Here is a 13,878-nt window from a genome sequence, read left to right on the forward strand (position 1 = left end):
CCAAGGCTACGAGGGAACTGTAATGGCTAATATGTTCGCCCTGATTCTGGCGATAGCAACATTACTCACCGGAATTATCTGGTGTGTGGATAAATTCAAGTGGGCTCCGGCACGCAAGGCGAAGTTAGCTGAAGCTGCTGCCCAGTCTGGCAGCACAGGGGAGAAAGCGGTAGCGAAGCAACCTGGTTGGGTTGAAACGGCAGCGTCCGTTTTTCCGGTACTGCTGCTGGTGTTCGTGGTGCGCTCTTTTATCTACGAACCGTTCCAGATCCCGTCAGGATCGATGATGCCAACGCTGCTGATTGGCGATTTTATTCTGGTGGAAAAATTTGCCTACGGTATTAAAGACCCGATCACCCAGACGACGTTGATCCCAACCGGTCATCCGAAACGTGGCGATATTGCGGTCTTTAAATACCCGAAAGATCCGAGCATGGATTATATTAAACGTGTTGTCGGCTTACCGGGCGATCGCGTGAGCTATGATCCTCAGAGCAAAACCGTCACCGTTAATCCGGCCTGCTCATCCGGCGAAGCTTGCGAAACCGCATTGCCGATTACCTATTCGGACGTGCAGCCAAGCGACTTTATCCAGACCTTTAGCGGGTTTGACGGCAATGAAGTGGGCAATGGTTTTTACCAGATGCCACAGGGCGAATCCATGCGTGGCGGGTTACGTCTGGCTACCCGCAATGAGACTCTGGGCGAGGTGACTCACCACATTCTGCTGGTGACGCAGGCTCAAAGTCAGGCAAGCTCTTACTATCAGCAGCCGGGCCAGCCGCAGTCAACATGGGTGGTGCCTCAGGGCATGTACTTCATGATGGGCGATAACCGCGATAACAGCGCAGACAGCCGTTACTGGGGCTTCGTGCCGGAGAAAAATCTGGTTGGTAAAGCAACCGCCATCTGGATGAGCTTTGAGAAGCAGGAAGGGCAATGGCCAACCGGCGTTCGCCTGAGCCGCATTGGCGGTATTCATTAATGGCTGCCTTCGGGCACCATTGATAAAAAGGGTGGCTTCCTGCGGGGAGCCACTGCACACGAAACAGTTTCGTGTTGGCAGGTCCAGCCCTGTTCCGTGTGCAGCATAATTGACGCATTCAGATACTGGTAACACATGAATCCCATCGTAATTAACAGGCTCCAGCGGAAGTTGGGCTACACTTTTACCCATCAGGAACTGTTGCAGCAGGCGCTCACTCACCGCAGTGCCAGCAGCAAGCACAATGAAAGACTGGAGTTTCTGGGCGACTCGATCCTCAGTTATGTGATTGCCAATGCGCTCTATCACCGTTTCCCTCGTGTCGATGAAGGGGATATGAGCCGCATGCGAGCCACGCTGGTGCGTGGGAATACGCTGGCAGAAATGGCCCGTGAATTTGATTTGGGCGAGTGCCTGCGATTAGGGCCGGGCGAGCTGAAAAGCGGCGGTTTCCGCCGTGAGTCGATTCTGGCTGATACCGTAGAGGCGCTGATTGGTGGCGTCTTCCTGGATAGCGATATCCAGGTGGTGGAAAAGCTGATCCTGAACTGGTACGCCAGCCGTCTCGATCAGATCAGTCCGGGTGACAAACAGAAAGATCCAAAAACGCGTCTGCAGGAGTATCTGCAGGGTCGCCATTTGCCGCTGCCCTCCTATCTGGTGGTGCAGGTGCGGGGCGAAGCGCACGATCAGGAATTTACTATCCACTGCCAGGTAAGCGGCATGGCAGATCCGGTTGTAGGAACCGGCTCCAGCCGTCGCAAAGCTGAGCAGGCAGCAGCCGAACAGGCGCTGATTAAGCTGGGACTTGAATGAGCGAACAAACCACCCACTGCGGCTTTATTGCTATTGTAGGCCGCCCCAACGTCGGGAAATCCACCTTACTGAACCAGCTTCTGGGGCAGAAGGTGTCGATCACCTCGCGTAAACCACAAACCACCCGTCACCGCATTATGGGCATCCACACCGAAGGCGAATACCAGGCCATCTATGTGGACACCCCAGGCCTGCACATGGAAGAAAAGCGGGCGATCAACCGTCTGATGAACCGTGCAGCCAGCAGCTCCATCGGTGATGTTGAGCTGGTGATCTTTGTGGTGGAGGGCACGCGCTGGACCGCCGACGATGAAATGGTGCTGAACAAACTGAAAGATAACAAAGTGCCGGTGCTGCTGGCGATCAACAAGGTCGACAACATCACTGACAAAAGCATTCTGCTGCCGCACATGCAGTTCCTCAGCCAGCAGATGAACTTTATGGACGTGGTGCCGATCTCAGCCGAAAGCGGTAAGAATGTGGATACCATTGCCAGCATCGTGCGTAAGCGCCTGCCGGAAGCGATTCACCACTTCCCGGAAGATTATATTACCGACCGTTCTCAGCGCTTTATGGCTTCAGAGATCATCCGTGAAAAGCTGATGCGCTTCCTGGGTGCCGAACTGCCGTATTCTGTGACCGTTGAGATCGAGCGGTTCGTGACTAACGAGCGCGGAGGTTACGACATCCATGGCCTGATCCTGGTCGAGCGTGAAGGCCAGAAAAAAATGGTTATCGGTAACAAAGGCGCGAAGATCAAAACCATCGGCATTGAAGCGCGTAAAGATATGGAAGAGATGTTCGAAGCTAAAGTGCATCTGGAACTGTGGGTGAAAGTGAAGTCCGGCTGGGCGGATGATGAACGCGCCCTGCGTAGCCTGGGCTATGTAGACGACCTCTGACACGTGGAAGGCTGGCAGCGCGCATTCGTCCTGCATGGACGCCCTTACAGCGAAACCAGCCTTCTGCTCGACCTGTTTTCTGAAAACTACGGTCGGATCCGCGTCCTTGCCAAAGGTGCGCGGGGCAAGCGCTCCAGCCTGAAGGGCGCTTTGCAACCCTTCACACCGCTGCTGGTTCGCTGGGGCGGCCGGGGCGAAGTTAAAACCCTGCGCGGTGCTGAACCTATCTCTCTTGCTCTCCCTCTCTCTGGCATCACCCTCTATTGTGGGCTGTACGTCAACGAACTGCTGGCCCGTGTGCTGGAGCAGGAAACCGCGTTTACCGAACTCTTTTTCGACTACCTGAATTGTATTCAGGAGCTGGCGGCCACCTCTGGTACACCGGAACCCGCGCTGCGCCGGTTTGAACTGGCCATGCTCGGACACCTGGGATACGGCGTGGATTTTCTGCACTGTGCAGGAAGTGGAGAAGATGTGGCTGACGGAATGACCTACAGCTACCGGGAAGAAAAAGGCTTTATCGCCAGCCTGGTGCTGAACCATAAAACGTTTACCGGGCGCCAGCTGCGGGCGCTGTCTGAACGCACTTTTCCCGATGCAGATACCCTGCGGGCGGCCAAACGTTTCACCCGTATCGCGCTGAAACCCTATCTGGGTGGCAAGCCCTTAAAGAGCCAGGAGCTTTTCCGCCAGTTTGTGCCGAAAAAACGCGCAGACACACCGCCGGAATCAGAGTAAACCGATCAGGTCATACCGGTCCCGGCGTGGAACGATGTACACTGTTGGGACGATGGATAATTCTGAGGACCGTCATGGCTGAGTTATTGTTAGGCGTAAATATCGATCACGTTGCTACCGTCCGTAATGCGCGCGGTACCAATTATCCCGATCCGGTGCAGGCCGCTTTTGTTTCAGAGCAGGCAGGCGCTGATGGCATCACCGTTCACCTGCGCGAAGACCGCCGTCATATTACCGACCGCGACGTTAAGATCCTGCGTCAGACGATCCAGACCAGAATGAACCTGGAAATGGCCGTCACCGATGAAATGGTCGACATTGCCTGCGAAATCAAACCGCATTTCTGTTGCCTGGTGCCGGAAAAGCGTGAAGAAGTGACGACTGAAGGTGGACTGGACGTCGCGGGGCAGCTGGACAAAATCACCACAGCGGTATCCCGTCTGTCAGAAGCCGGGATCCTGGTATCACTGTTTATTGATGCCGATCACCAGCAGATTGATGCTGCGATGGCCTCCGGCGCGCCCTACATCGAAATCCATACCGGTGCCTATGCAGATGCAGCAGAAGGACGGGAGCGGGATGCTGAGTTCCGGCGTATCAAAGATGCCGCTGCCTATGCGGACGGGAAAGGGCTGAAAGTTAATGCCGGTCACGGACTGACTTACCACAACGTCCAGCCGATTGCCGCGCTGCCACAGATGCATGAACTGAATATCGGCCACTCGATTATCGGCCGTGCAGTGATGAGCGGTCTGGCAGATGCGGTCAGAGAGATGAAAGATCTGCTGCGGGAAGCACGTCGCTAATGGCTATCCTTGGCCTCGGCACCGACATCGTGGAGATCTCCCGGATTGAAGGGGTAATCTCCCGATCCGGTGACAGGCTGGCAAAACGGGTCTTGAGCGAAAACGAGTGGGCGCAGTATCAGGCACATCAGCAGCCAGTGCGCTTTCTTGCCAAGCGGTTTGCCGTTAAAGAAGCGGCGGCCAAGGCTTTTGGTACCGGTATTCGCGGTGGTCTGGCGTTTAATCAGTTCGAAGTATACAACGACGAATTAGGCAAGCCGGGTCTGCGCTTTTTCCAGCAGGCATCGGAAGTGGCAAAGAAGCTGGGCGTGGCTCATGTGCACGTCACGCTGGCCGATGAGCGGCACTATGCTTGCGCCACGGTGATTATCGAAAGCTGAGAAGCGGTACTACGCCTGCATCACAGCAATTCTGATAGTCGATTGTCAGGGCGAAACTCTTTTCGCCCTCTCTCATCACGAGACAGCGTGGTGCAGCACCACAAACTTCTCCCACAGCAGCTCGGTGCTCTCGGTATGGTCCGGGTCAGTAATGATGGTGTTATCGATAGGGCAGACCTGCTGGCAGGTTGGGGTATCGTAATGGCCCACGCATTCGGTGCAGCGGTTCACATCAATTTCATAGATGCTGGCCCCCATGGAGATCGCCTCGTTAGGGCACTCTGGTTCGCACATATCGCAATTGATGCAGCGTTTGGTGATTAATAAAGCCATGCTGAAACTGTTACCCTGATGCCCTTAGCGTTAGAAGGGCGATAATTTACCACATCTGTTGCGGAACCTGGCGTTTTTTTGTCCTCACGGATGCCAGAGTGAGGATTTGGCAATACCGGCGACATATTGCATTTTAGTGACATCCTGCACGGCCAGGCGGATTGGCGCATGATCTTCATTGACCGGCAGCAGGTGGTAAAAGCCGTCACGCTTGAACAGAAAGGTTTTCACCATCACCTCGCCAGAGTTGGTTACCACCAGAACCTCATCGCCGGGATGAAAATTCTGGTTAGGCTCCACGATCACGAATTCACCTTCCTTGATCCTTGGCATCATCGAATCACCCACACACTTCAGTGCATAGACATCGTGGTCGCATGAAGGCCAACGTAAAAAGCCATCTCCGTTGCCGACGGGATACTGCATATCACTCCAGTAACCGCCATGTCCCAGCTGGGTATTCCCCAGGACAGGAACCTTTTGCAGCGATAGTTTCAGGTAACTTTCGCCTTCAGGGATACCCGTCCCGCTCTGAATCATCTCCAGATTACTCTCGATCAGATCGGTAGCTGAAACGTTGAAATAGTCAGCAAGGAACTTCAGCGTGGTGTACCTGGGATCTTTCACCTCACCGGTCAGTAACCGGTGCAGTGTTGACTGCTGCAGCTTCACTTTTTTAGAAAGTTCGGTAACGCTGCCGATCCCGTATTTATCCATTAAGTACTTAATATTTCTGTTAAAAACGTCCAGATCGAAGATCATGTTTCGCCCCGTTGAACCTGTTTTAATGCGATAATGCATTAAATTTGGCGCTTTCAAGTCGTTTGCGGTTTGCCGTGTAATGCATTTTAGTATAAATTGCTATCAAAGTCATTACGACTGTATAAATGTACAGTTTGAATCAAACGAGCAATGAGGATCTCTGATGCGTGATATTCAAAAAGTGTTAGAACGATGGGGCAGCTGGGCAGCAGCTGAAGGGTCACAGCTGGACTGGTCGCCGGTGGCCGCGGGTTTTGAAGGCCTGCTTCCTTCGGAAGGGAAATCTCGTCTTTCATGCTGCGACAGCGATGGAATGATTGTGGATTCCGCCATTGCCAGGCTGAATAAAGTAGGGCGAATGGATGAGGTGGAACTGATCATGCTGCATTATATGTGGAATGTCTCCAAATCGGCTATTGCCCGAAAGAAGAAATGCTCTGAAGGGAAAATAAGAAATCAGCTGATGATTGCAGAAACGTTTATCGATGCGTGCATTATTATGAGTGATGCTGAACTGGAAATGGATCGCTGGGTATAAATATTAAGAAAAACCTTTTCGTAACGAATTTCCAGCTGTAGTGTTGCAGCATGGTTGTTAAGAAAAACAACCTCTGTACTTCCTCCTCGTCTTTTATGTGAGGTGAATCAATACGAATACCAATAACAATGGAGTCAATTGTCCTGGAGTATAAGTATATACGATGAGCAAACTGATCACAGGGGCGGCTTATGGTGCCGTGGCTTGTTCTGTAGCGAACGGGTTCCTGACCCGATTAAGTCCGGATGAATGGAGCGCCATCGGCGTTCTGGCCGGTGTTTTTGTAGGGTTGTTAACTTTTATCATCAACTGGTATTACAAGCGCAAAGCAACGCTGGCGCAGATCAGTGCGCTGGAAAAAAGGTGTCCATATCAGGCTGATACTCATGAGTGCAGGTATGGTTTATCTCCCGGGTTAAGAAATAAACTCCTCGCTGCAGCAGGCAGTGGGGCATTATTAATAGCAACATTACTGCTTAAAAGTGAGGATGGATTAGAAGGGCGGGAATATATACCTTATAAAGATGTCCCCGGTATCCTTATCGTCTGCGACAGGCATACGAGTGAACATATTATTCCCGGAAAAACATATACCGATAAAGAGTGTGATTTACTGCTGGATGCCGATCTGGCAAAAGTCAGAAAATCAGTTGATCGGCTGGTAGCTGTTCAGACTAACGATTATCAGCGCGCTGCGCTTTACAGCTTTGCATTTAATGTTGGAGTGACGGCATTCAGTCATTCCACACTGTTGAGTAAACTGAATGCTGGCGATCATATTGGTGCATGCTATGAGTTTCGCCGCTGGATTTATGCCGATAAAAAAACTGGCGAGGGCTGGTTAAACAGCGAGAAACTGAACGTATTCTGTGCCTCTGGGAGGATAATAATGAACTGACTGAACGCTAAAATTGCCCTGAAAGTATTTCTGTTTCTGCTGATCATTATTTTCGCCATGATAAAAGTGGCACTTAATTACCATCATTAATATCTCTCTGTCAGCGAACGGCTGAAATTACAGCAAGCGCAGGTGGGGGATATGCAGCATCGCTTAAAGGATATCGCCGCCCTTGATCAAAAATATGCTGCTCAGCTTGAGCAGTCCAGGAAGACTGTCAGCCAGCTTGAGCGGGATGTGTCTGCTGGCAAGCGCAGGCTGCAGTACGCCGGCAGCTGTTCAGCCACAACCGTGCCCGTCTCCACCGGCGTGGATGATGCAGCCAGCCCCGGATCTGATGACGCCGTTAAACGAAAAGGAATTCAGTATCGTCTGGCGAAGCATTTATAAAATGTGAATTATTTGGGTTCGCCACGCCAGGCTGTCACCATCATAGCCAGGCAGGCACAAATCAGTAATACGGTATTGCCCTGAATTAATACCGTATCCGCCAGGCCAAACAGGAACGCAGGCAGAATTATAAATAACACTCCATTTCCTCTCCGCATTGCTTTAGAAAGGGAAAAAACAATTCCGGCCAGATAGAATGCCATCAGTGCGATAATTCCAAGTATGCCATGTATTGAAAGTACTTCTAACATATCATTGTGCAGATGATAGGCAACATTTTTCCAGGCTTCTGGATTATCCTTTTCATACTTAACAATGTAGCTTCTGGCTTTTTCTGTGCGAGCGTCAGAATTCTGTCCAACTATACCGAAGTTGACACTGTGCCAGCCTGATTTCCAGATAGAGAATCTCGCCCCGATAGAAGTATCATTGTTGACATGATAACTATCGATATCGCTTTTAATATCCTTCATCCGGTCCCAGATGGCATAGGGGGTACCAATAATTACCGCAATAAAAATAGCCAGGCAGCTGTAAAGAATCGCTTTGTTGATTTTTCTGTAGTTCATAAAGAAAAACAGCACATACATCAGTGGTGCAACAATCACTGATGAGCGTGTTTCTGTCAGGATTACCAATGTAATATTTATCGCAAGGATGACAAAAAATAACAGTATCGAAAAAGGTGTACTTTTAAATCTCTGGAAAGATAAGTACAGGCAAGTCAATGATACAAATACTGTCAAATACGACGCTGTGGTAGCTGCATCAGCGGTCAGTTTAATTCTTGGATCGGTAAGAGAGTGCGCCTGAAGAGCAAGAAGCAAAGTGTACGCCAGTCCGGCAAGTATCACGACTATAGCTGCTGTGAGGACCGTCTTGTTTAATGAATTACGGGCCTTGTAAAAATAGAAAATGATAAAGGCAGCCAACAGAAAACGCTTGCCTCCGGTTACATAATTATCATGGATATCCTGATAAGTTGTGTGTTTGAAACAAACACCCCATATCATTCTGGCAGCGGCCATTAAAAAGAGTGAAACCATGAACCATAACAGGGGACGATTATCGACCGACTGGCTACGGTTGTACCAAACATGAGTCACCGTAAAAATTATACTGACATAACTTACGATATAAAATATTTTCTCAGGCAGACCTTTAATAAACAGGTCTGAAGTAAGCGCTATGGCCAGAGCAAAAAAACAGGCATTGTAAATCGCTTTATGCTGGCTTTTGAGTAAATTCATCGCAGATGCTCAATTAAAATAACGAAGTTTGAAATAAGAAAAGTACCATTTTAAGCCGTTCAGTATTTTTTTCTCTCTGAACATCAATTTGTACATTTTCTTTGCTTGCTGATCGTTTTTTGGTCCATCAAAAGGATATGTAGCCCAGACTGAACGTTGATAGATATTAACATAATATTGACATACGGCCTGTTTATTCCATTTTTGCCACGGTTTATCTGCTCCGGCATAATGCAGAAATACTGTATCAGGCGAAGGCATGCTTATATAATCTTTAGGTTTATGTCCCAGTTTAAAGAGTGTGTTGTATTTTTTCGGTAAAATACCAAACTTCTCTTCAAGAATAATATTTAACGCATCCTGATCAAGATATTGTAACGTCACACCTCTATGACTGAGTACTGAAAATACCTGCAATGATATTTTCTCTGTGATCCAGCGAGTTACATCAATCAACATGACTCCAGCATTAAAGTAGTCTTCGGTCATCAGACCAACATTTCTGGCCAGCTCTCCTCGAATATTTTCATTCTCAAGAGCAACAAACGCTGTTTTATTATGTGTTTTGGTGGAATCCCACAGAGTGGAAAAATTATTCAAACAAACAATATCTGCGTCAAGATACAAAAGTGTATCTATGCCTTGTAAAAAGTGCGGGGCAAGTAAGCGATAATAGGTGGCTTTAGTGAAGAGCGCTGTGGTCGGGAAATCAGAAAAAAGCTCTGCAGAGATTTTATGCAACGTAAAGCCATGCGGGCTGCCATTCAGCAGGATTGCTGCATTTTCCTTCACATTGCTGGTATTTTCACCGGTAATCAGGTGGAAGTTGAAAATCTGGCCAGGTGAGGCTTCAATAATTGACTGGATCGTAATAAATGCATGACGCAAAAAACCACCATCAACGCCTAACACTACGTGTCTGATTTCCGATTCAGAGGAATTTCCCCCGGTCGCCGCTTTCAGGACGTGTGAATGCACATTTCGATCGAGGAATGCCTCATCAATAATTCTCTCGAAACTTCCTTCATTCATCTAATGCGTCCAACTTGATGAGGGCCAGAAAACGTCAAAGTATACTAAATCTCATCAAAACGCAGCAATCGGTTTGCCTTAATTTGGTAATATCACTTTTGGTTGTTCTGCTGTTAAACCAACTTCTTCACCAATGCCTCGCTGTGCCGGATATGGCTGGAAGCCCGCTCCGGGTCGCGCTGCACCAGCGCCATAAAGAGCAGGTCGGTCAGCGTCAGCTGGGCGGCGGTGGAGGAGATAGCCGCGCTGCGGGTAGTTTGCTCCTCGGCAACGGTGTACAGGCAGTGGGTGGCGCACTGCTGCAGCGTGTTCGGCGTAAAGCCGGTGAAGGCCAGCACGTTGGCTCCTGCACGCTGCGCTTCCTGAGCCGCAAGGTTGATTTCTCGACGTTCGCCGGTGTATGAAATGGCTAACAGCACATCATCCACACGCAGTGCCTGCACGCTGGCCAGCAGGGCGTGCATGTCCTGCTCGGCCACCGCATTAATCCCAATCTTCATTAATTTCCACGAAAAATCCTTCGCCACCAGGCCTGATGCGCCTATACCTACCAACACGATGCGGTTGGCTCCTTTCAGCAACCGCAGCGTTTCCAGTAGCATCTCTTCACTGTTGATATCCAGCGTGGCTCTGATGGCCGACTGTTTCTCTGCCAGCAACTTTTCGCCCACTGTTTTCAGCGGATCATCACTGAGGATCAGATTGTGCACGGTGATGGCGTCTTTATCGGCCAGAGATTCACTGAGTGCCAGCTTCAGCGCCGGAAAGCCTTTGTAGCCCAACTTCTGTGCAAACTTCACTACGCTTGACTGACTGACGCCAGACTCTTCTGCCAGTTTTTGCGAGCTGAGGTGGCGTGCCCGGTCCGGTTGCGACAGCAGGAAATCGGCCAGCCGACGCTCGTTCAGCGCCAGCGTCGGATAGAGCTGACGAATACGCAACAGTGAACTCATTGAACAAAATCTCCCGGTAGTGAAGCCAACAGCTTGAATTATCAGGAGTGATAATAGACGGCTGTCAGATAAACACTCAGTTTAGCGCCATGTAAATCACATTCCATGATTAAAATCGGGTAATCGGCAGGCGGTTGCGAATATAATATTCAAAAATTCAGCCATTTTACGAATTAATAATTCTGGAGAGGATAGCATGAATCTTGGTGCACTGGTTTCCGAAACACGTAATGCCGACACAATGGATCTCGATAATCTCTCCACGCTGGAGATGGTGAGCAAATTTAATCAGCAGGATGCCACGGTGGCGGAAGCCGTGCGCAAAACCCTGCCGGAGGTTGCGCGGGCTGTAGATGCTGCCGCTCAGTCACTCAGCGAAGGTGGCAGGCTTATCTACATGGGCGCAGGCACCAGCGGCCGCCTGGGCGTGCTGGATGCTTCGGAATGTCCTCCTACTTTTGGTGTGCCGCACGGACTGGTGGTTGGGTTGATTGCCGGCGGTCCCGACGCACTGCTTAAAGCTGTCGAAGGTGCCGAAGACAATGAACAGTTGGGCGTCAGCGACCTGCAGGCACTGAATCTTACCGCGCAGGATATGGTGGTGGGGATTGCGGCATCAGGCCGCACGCCTTATGTGATTGGAGCATTGCGTTTCGCATGCCAGCTTGGCTGCCGGACGGCGGTCATCTCTTGTAATCCGGACTCTCCCATTGCCCGTGAGGCAGAAATTGCCATCTCTCCGGTTGTCGGGCCGGAAGCGCTTACCGGTTCCACCCGGTTGAAGTCTGGCACTGCGCAGAAACTGGTGCTGAATATGCTTTCCACCGGGGCGATGGTCAAAACCGGCAAGGTCTATCAGAACCTGATGGTGGATATGCAGGCCACCAACATCAAGCTGGTGGATCGTGCCAGCCGCATGGTTGTTCAGGCAACAGGTTGCACTGCGGAAGAGGCCGAAACCGCGCTGAAGCAAACCAGTTACGAAGTGAAAACGGCCATTCTGATGGTTCTCAGCGGCCTCCCGGCTTTGCAGGCAAAGGCACTACTGGTTAAACATAATGGTTTTCTACGGGCAGCACTTCAGGACAGGGGATAAGCCATGAAAGATGGGCTGGCGGCAGAACTGCTACAGGGAGTAGGGGGCGGACAAAATATTTCCCGTCTGGAGAACTGCATGACCCGGGTCAGAGTTGAGGTCCATGATGAAAGTCAGCTGGCCCTCGATCGGTTGCGAAAGCTTGACGGTGTTAAAGGTTATGTCAAACAGGGCAATCAACATCAGTTTATCGTCGGGCCGGGAGCAGCCTCTAAAGTCGTGGAGGCAATGCGGGAATTTATAGCGAAGGTTCCGGCCACAGTGGATACCGTCAGCCAGAATAAGGCTCAGGCGAAGGTGAAATATAAAGCGCCGATGAGCGATGCGCTGCGTCAGCTTGCTAACGTCTTTATTCCTCTGATCCCAGCCTTTATTGCCTCCGGCTTGATCACTGGCATAGTAAATATTTTAAAACGCCCGGATATTGTGGGCGATTTTGCCAGCCAGTATCCCAACTTTCTCGGTCTGGCAGCGATCTTTGGCAGCGCTATCTTCACCATTATGAATATTCTGGTTGGCGTAAACACTGCACGGGTATTTGGCGGTTCTGTCGCATTGGGCGGGGTGATGGCCGGGATCCTCTCCAGCCCGGCGCTGGCGCAGATAACCCTGTTTGGTGAAGCGTTACAGCCTGGACGAGGCGGGGTGATCGCGGTACTGCTGGTGGTGGTGCTGATGTGCTGGATTGAAAAAAGATTGCGGCAGTGGCTGCCAGAGTCGGTTGAGCTGATCCTTAACCCGCTTCTGACTACACTAATAACTGCTTCGCTGGCGATTGTGGCGCTGCAGCCGCTGGGTGGGATCATTTCTGATGCTATCGCTCACGGTGCCACGCTGGCGATAGATCGTGGCGGAGTGGTGGTTGGTGCAGTGCTGGCCGGGACTTTTCTGCCGCTGGTGCTGACCGGGTTGCATCAGGGAATGGTGCCTATTCACGTTGAACTGGTGCAGGCTCATGGTTTTAATGCGCTGTTGCCGATTCTGGCGATGGCGGGAGTGGGACAGGTCGGCGCTTCACTGGCGGTGCTGATGAAAACACGTAATGCCCGGCTGAAAAAACTGGTGAAGGGGGCATTGCCGGTCGGCATTCTGGGCATTGGTGAACCGTTGATTTTTGGGGTGACGCTGCCGTTGGGACGGCCCTTTATTGCCGCCTGTCTTGGCGGCGCGGTCGGCGGTGCGGTTATAAGCTCTGCCAAAGTGGCTACGGTGATCACCTTCGGCATTTCCGGGTTGCCGCTGGCCCTGACCATAGTCACTGGTAAGTTGATGATGTATCTGGCAGGCTGGCTGGCCGCGGTGATCTGCGGCTTTCTGTTTGCCTGGTTTATGGGATTTAATGACCCTGAGGAGTAATGTTTGAAAGCAGGTGAGGAACGGCGCGTGGTGTTTTTTGATTTAGACGGCACGCTGCATCAGCAGGATATGTTTGGCACGTTTATGCGCTATCTGCTCTGGCGTCAGCCGCTGAATCTGCTGCTGGTTGTCCCTTTGCTGCCGGTTATCGGGAGCTGGCTGCTGTTGAAAGGTCGGGCCGCTCGCCGGCCAATGAGCTTGTTGCTGTGGGCGATCACTTTCGGTCACAGCGAGGAAAGCCTCACACTGAAAGAAAAGCAGTTTGCACAATGGTTCCGCCAGCGTGTAAAAGCGTTTCCCATCGTGCAGCAGCGGCTGACTGATTATCTTAACAGCTCAGATGCCGATGTCTGGTTGATAACCGGGTCTCCTCAGTCGCTGGTTGAACAGGTCTATTTCGACTCGGCCTTTTTACCTAAAGTGAAATTGATCGCCAGCCAGATGAGCCGTGGTTTGGGTGGCCGCCTGCTGGCAATGCGCTGCCTGGGCCATGAGAAAGTAGCCCAGCTTGAAGAGAAGATCGGCACGCCTTTGCAGCTCTATAGCGGCTACAGCGACAGCAATCAGGATAACCCTCTGTTGTTCTTCTGCCAGCACCGCTGGCGGGTCACGCCGCAGGGCGAACTGCAACAGCTTGAGTAAA

Annotated in this window: 17 protein-coding genes and 1 pseudogene; 13 read left to right on the plus strand and 5 right to left on the minus strand. The window is 51.0% G+C overall.

Annotated features, from left to right (window positions below):
- Nucleotides 1-22 precede the first annotated feature (22 nt).
- From lepB to acpS, 6 genes are all read left to right on the plus strand, one after another.
- The gene (gene lepB, locus AC3Y5R_RS17400) at nucleotides 23-985 is read left to right on the plus strand and encodes a signal peptidase I (RefSeq protein WP_489922359.1); all 963 of its coding nucleotides are present in this window, start codon (nucleotides 23-25) and stop codon (nucleotides 983-985) included.
- Between the two features lie 135 nt (nucleotides 986-1,120).
- A complete protein-coding gene (gene rnc / locus AC3Y5R_RS17405; protein WP_158782706.1) occupies nucleotides 1,121-1,801 on the plus strand; it encodes a ribonuclease III in 681 nt (226 codons plus the stop codon).
- Nucleotides 1,798-2,703 carry a GTPase Era gene (gene era, locus AC3Y5R_RS17410; RefSeq protein WP_489922360.1) on the plus strand — a complete coding sequence of 302 codons (906 nt, stop codon included), beginning with the start codon at nucleotides 1,798-1,800 and terminating at the stop codon, nucleotides 2,701-2,703. Before rnc ends, era begins: the two co-directional genes overlap by 4 nt.
- Before the next feature lie 3 nt (nucleotides 2,704-2,706).
- Nucleotides 2,707-3,441, plus strand: a complete 735-nt coding sequence (gene recO / locus AC3Y5R_RS17415; protein WP_489922361.1) for a DNA repair protein RecO — start codon at nucleotides 2,707-2,709, stop codon at nucleotides 3,439-3,441.
- Between the two features lie 74 nt (nucleotides 3,442-3,515).
- Nucleotides 3,516-4,247 carry a pyridoxine 5'-phosphate synthase gene (gene pdxJ, locus AC3Y5R_RS17420; RefSeq protein WP_158782709.1) on the plus strand — a complete coding sequence of 244 codons (732 nt, stop codon included), beginning with the start codon at nucleotides 3,516-3,518 and terminating at the stop codon, nucleotides 4,245-4,247.
- Nucleotides 4,247-4,627 carry a holo-ACP synthase gene (gene acpS, locus AC3Y5R_RS17425; protein WP_158782710.1) on the plus strand — a complete coding sequence of 127 codons (381 nt, stop codon included), beginning with the start codon at nucleotides 4,247-4,249 and terminating at the stop codon, nucleotides 4,625-4,627. Before pdxJ ends, acpS begins: the two co-directional genes overlap by 1 nt.
- Nucleotides 4,628-4,702: 75 nt before the next feature.
- Here the strand turns inward: acpS and AC3Y5R_RS17430 are convergent, their stop codons facing one another.
- Both AC3Y5R_RS17430 and AC3Y5R_RS17435 read right to left on the minus strand, forming a co-directional pair.
- The gene (locus tag AC3Y5R_RS17430) at nucleotides 4,703-4,960 is read right to left on the minus strand and encodes a YfhL family 4Fe-4S dicluster ferredoxin (protein ID WP_158782711.1); all 258 of its coding nucleotides are present in this window, start codon (nucleotides 4,958-4,960) and stop codon (nucleotides 4,703-4,705) included.
- An 84-nt stretch (nucleotides 4,961-5,044) separates the two neighbouring features.
- Nucleotides 5,045-5,677 (minus strand): S24 family peptidase, encoded by a 633-nt coding sequence (locus tag AC3Y5R_RS17435; protein ID WP_489922362.1) that lies wholly within the window; start codon nucleotides 5,675-5,677, stop codon nucleotides 5,045-5,047.
- 208 nt (nucleotides 5,678-5,885) lie between these two features.
- On the opposite strand from AC3Y5R_RS17435, the gene AC3Y5R_RS17440 reads away from it, so the two are divergent.
- The 4 genes and pseudogenes from AC3Y5R_RS17440 (at nucleotide 5,886) to rz1 (ending at nucleotide 7,555) form a co-directional block, all read left to right on the plus strand.
- Nucleotides 5,886-6,260: an antiterminator Q family protein gene (locus tag AC3Y5R_RS17440; protein WP_489922363.1), complete on the plus strand. Its 375-nt coding sequence runs from the start codon at nucleotides 5,886-5,888 to the stop codon at nucleotides 6,258-6,260.
- A gap of 163 nt (nucleotides 6,261-6,423) precedes the next feature.
- Nucleotides 6,424-7,158 (plus strand): phage holin, encoded by a 735-nt coding sequence (locus AC3Y5R_RS17445; RefSeq protein ID WP_489922364.1) that lies wholly within the window; start codon nucleotides 6,424-6,426, stop codon nucleotides 7,156-7,158.
- 141 nt (nucleotides 7,159-7,299) lie between these two features.
- A pseudogene (locus tag AC3Y5R_RS17450) lies at nucleotides 7,300-7,452 on the plus strand (lysis system i-spanin subunit Rz); the annotation flags it as partial.
- Nucleotides 7,394-7,555 (plus strand): lysis system o-spanin lipoprotein Rz1, encoded by a 162-nt coding sequence (gene rz1, locus AC3Y5R_RS17455; RefSeq protein ID WP_489922365.1) that lies wholly within the window; start codon nucleotides 7,394-7,396, stop codon nucleotides 7,553-7,555. The pseudogene AC3Y5R_RS17450 and the gene rz1, both read left to right, overlap by 59 nt.
- Before the next feature lies 1 nt (nucleotide 7,556).
- On the opposite strand, the gene AC3Y5R_RS17460 is transcribed toward rz1, so the two are convergent.
- The 3 genes from AC3Y5R_RS17460 to AC3Y5R_RS17470 all read right to left on the minus strand — a co-directional run bounded on the left by AC3Y5R_RS17460 (nucleotide 7,557) and on the right by AC3Y5R_RS17470 (nucleotide 10,783).
- A complete protein-coding gene (locus AC3Y5R_RS17460; RefSeq protein WP_489922366.1) occupies nucleotides 7,557-8,798 on the minus strand; it encodes an O-antigen ligase family protein in 1,242 nt (413 codons plus the stop codon).
- Between the two features lie 9 nt (nucleotides 8,799-8,807).
- Nucleotides 8,808-9,830: a glycosyltransferase family 8 protein gene (locus AC3Y5R_RS17465; RefSeq protein ID WP_489922367.1), complete on the minus strand. Its 1,023-nt coding sequence runs from the start codon at nucleotides 9,828-9,830 to the stop codon at nucleotides 8,808-8,810.
- 113 nt (nucleotides 9,831-9,943) lie between these two features.
- Nucleotides 9,944-10,783 carry a MurR/RpiR family transcriptional regulator gene (locus AC3Y5R_RS17470; protein WP_158780508.1) on the minus strand — a complete coding sequence of 280 codons (840 nt, stop codon included), beginning with the start codon at nucleotides 10,781-10,783 and terminating at the stop codon, nucleotides 9,944-9,946.
- A 196-nt stretch (nucleotides 10,784-10,979) separates the two neighbouring features.
- Here AC3Y5R_RS17470 and murQ point away from each other — a divergent pair, with 196 nt between their 5' ends.
- The 3 genes from murQ to yfhb are packed head-to-tail and all read left to right on the plus strand — an operon-like array spanning nucleotide 10,980 to nucleotide 13,877.
- Nucleotides 10,980-11,879 (plus strand): N-acetylmuramic acid 6-phosphate etherase, encoded by a 900-nt coding sequence (gene murQ / locus AC3Y5R_RS17475; RefSeq protein ID WP_489922368.1) that lies wholly within the window; start codon nucleotides 10,980-10,982, stop codon nucleotides 11,877-11,879.
- Between the two features lie 3 nt (nucleotides 11,880-11,882).
- Nucleotides 11,883-13,235: a PTS transporter subunit EIIC gene (locus tag AC3Y5R_RS17480; protein WP_489922369.1), complete on the plus strand. Its 1,353-nt coding sequence runs from the start codon at nucleotides 11,883-11,885 to the stop codon at nucleotides 13,233-13,235.
- A 3-nt stretch (nucleotides 13,236-13,238) separates the two neighbouring features.
- On the plus strand, nucleotides 13,239-13,877 hold the full coding sequence (yfhb, locus tag AC3Y5R_RS17485; RefSeq protein ID WP_489922370.1) for a phosphatidylglycerophosphatase C: 639 nt from the start codon (nucleotides 13,239-13,241) through the stop codon (nucleotides 13,875-13,877).
- Nucleotide 13,878 lies beyond the last annotated feature (1 nt).

The sequence above is a fragment of the Erwinia sp. 009765445 genome, from assembly GCF_058137865.1.

Coding starts and splice junctions, on each gene's coding strand:
- lepB (WP_489922359.1), top strand. CDS start 23: ATGGCTAATATGTTCGCCCTGATTCTGGCGATAGCAACATTACTCACC.
- rnc (WP_158782706.1), top strand. CDS start 1,121: ATGAATCCCATCGTAATTAACAGGCTCCAGCGGAAGTTGGGCTACACT.
- era (WP_489922360.1), top strand. CDS start 1,798: ATGAGCGAACAAACCACCCACTGCGGCTTTATTGCTATTGTAGGCCGC.
- pdxJ (WP_158782709.1), top strand. CDS start 3,516: ATGGCTGAGTTATTGTTAGGCGTAAATATCGATCACGTTGCTACCGTC.
- acpS (WP_158782710.1), top strand. CDS start 4,247: ATGGCTATCCTTGGCCTCGGCACCGACATCGTGGAGATCTCCCGGATT.
- AC3Y5R_RS17430 (WP_158782711.1), bottom strand. CDS start 4,960: ATGGCTTTATTAATCACCAAACGCTGCATCAATTGCGATATGTGCGAA.
- AC3Y5R_RS17435 (WP_489922362.1), bottom strand. CDS start 5,677: ATGGATAAATACGGGATCGGCAGCGTTACCGAACTTTCTAAAAAAGTG.
- AC3Y5R_RS17440 (WP_489922363.1), top strand. CDS start 5,886: ATGCGTGATATTCAAAAAGTGTTAGAACGATGGGGCAGCTGGGCAGCA.
- AC3Y5R_RS17445 (WP_489922364.1), top strand. CDS start 6,424: ATGAGCAAACTGATCACAGGGGCGGCTTATGGTGCCGTGGCTTGTTCT.
- rz1 (WP_489922365.1), top strand. CDS start 7,394: ATGTGTCTGCTGGCAAGCGCAGGCTGCAGTACGCCGGCAGCTGTTCAG.
- AC3Y5R_RS17460 (WP_489922366.1), bottom strand. CDS start 8,798: ATGAATTTACTCAAAAGCCAGCATAAAGCGATTTACAATGCCTGTTTT.
- AC3Y5R_RS17465 (WP_489922367.1), bottom strand. CDS start 9,830: ATGAATGAAGGAAGTTTCGAGAGAATTATTGATGAGGCATTCCTCGAT.
- AC3Y5R_RS17470 (WP_158780508.1), bottom strand. CDS start 10,783: ATGAGTTCACTGTTGCGTATTCGTCAGCTCTATCCGACGCTGGCGCTG.
- murQ (WP_489922368.1), top strand. CDS start 10,980: ATGAATCTTGGTGCACTGGTTTCCGAAACACGTAATGCCGACACAATG.
- AC3Y5R_RS17480 (WP_489922369.1), top strand. CDS start 11,883: ATGAAAGATGGGCTGGCGGCAGAACTGCTACAGGGAGTAGGGGGCGGA.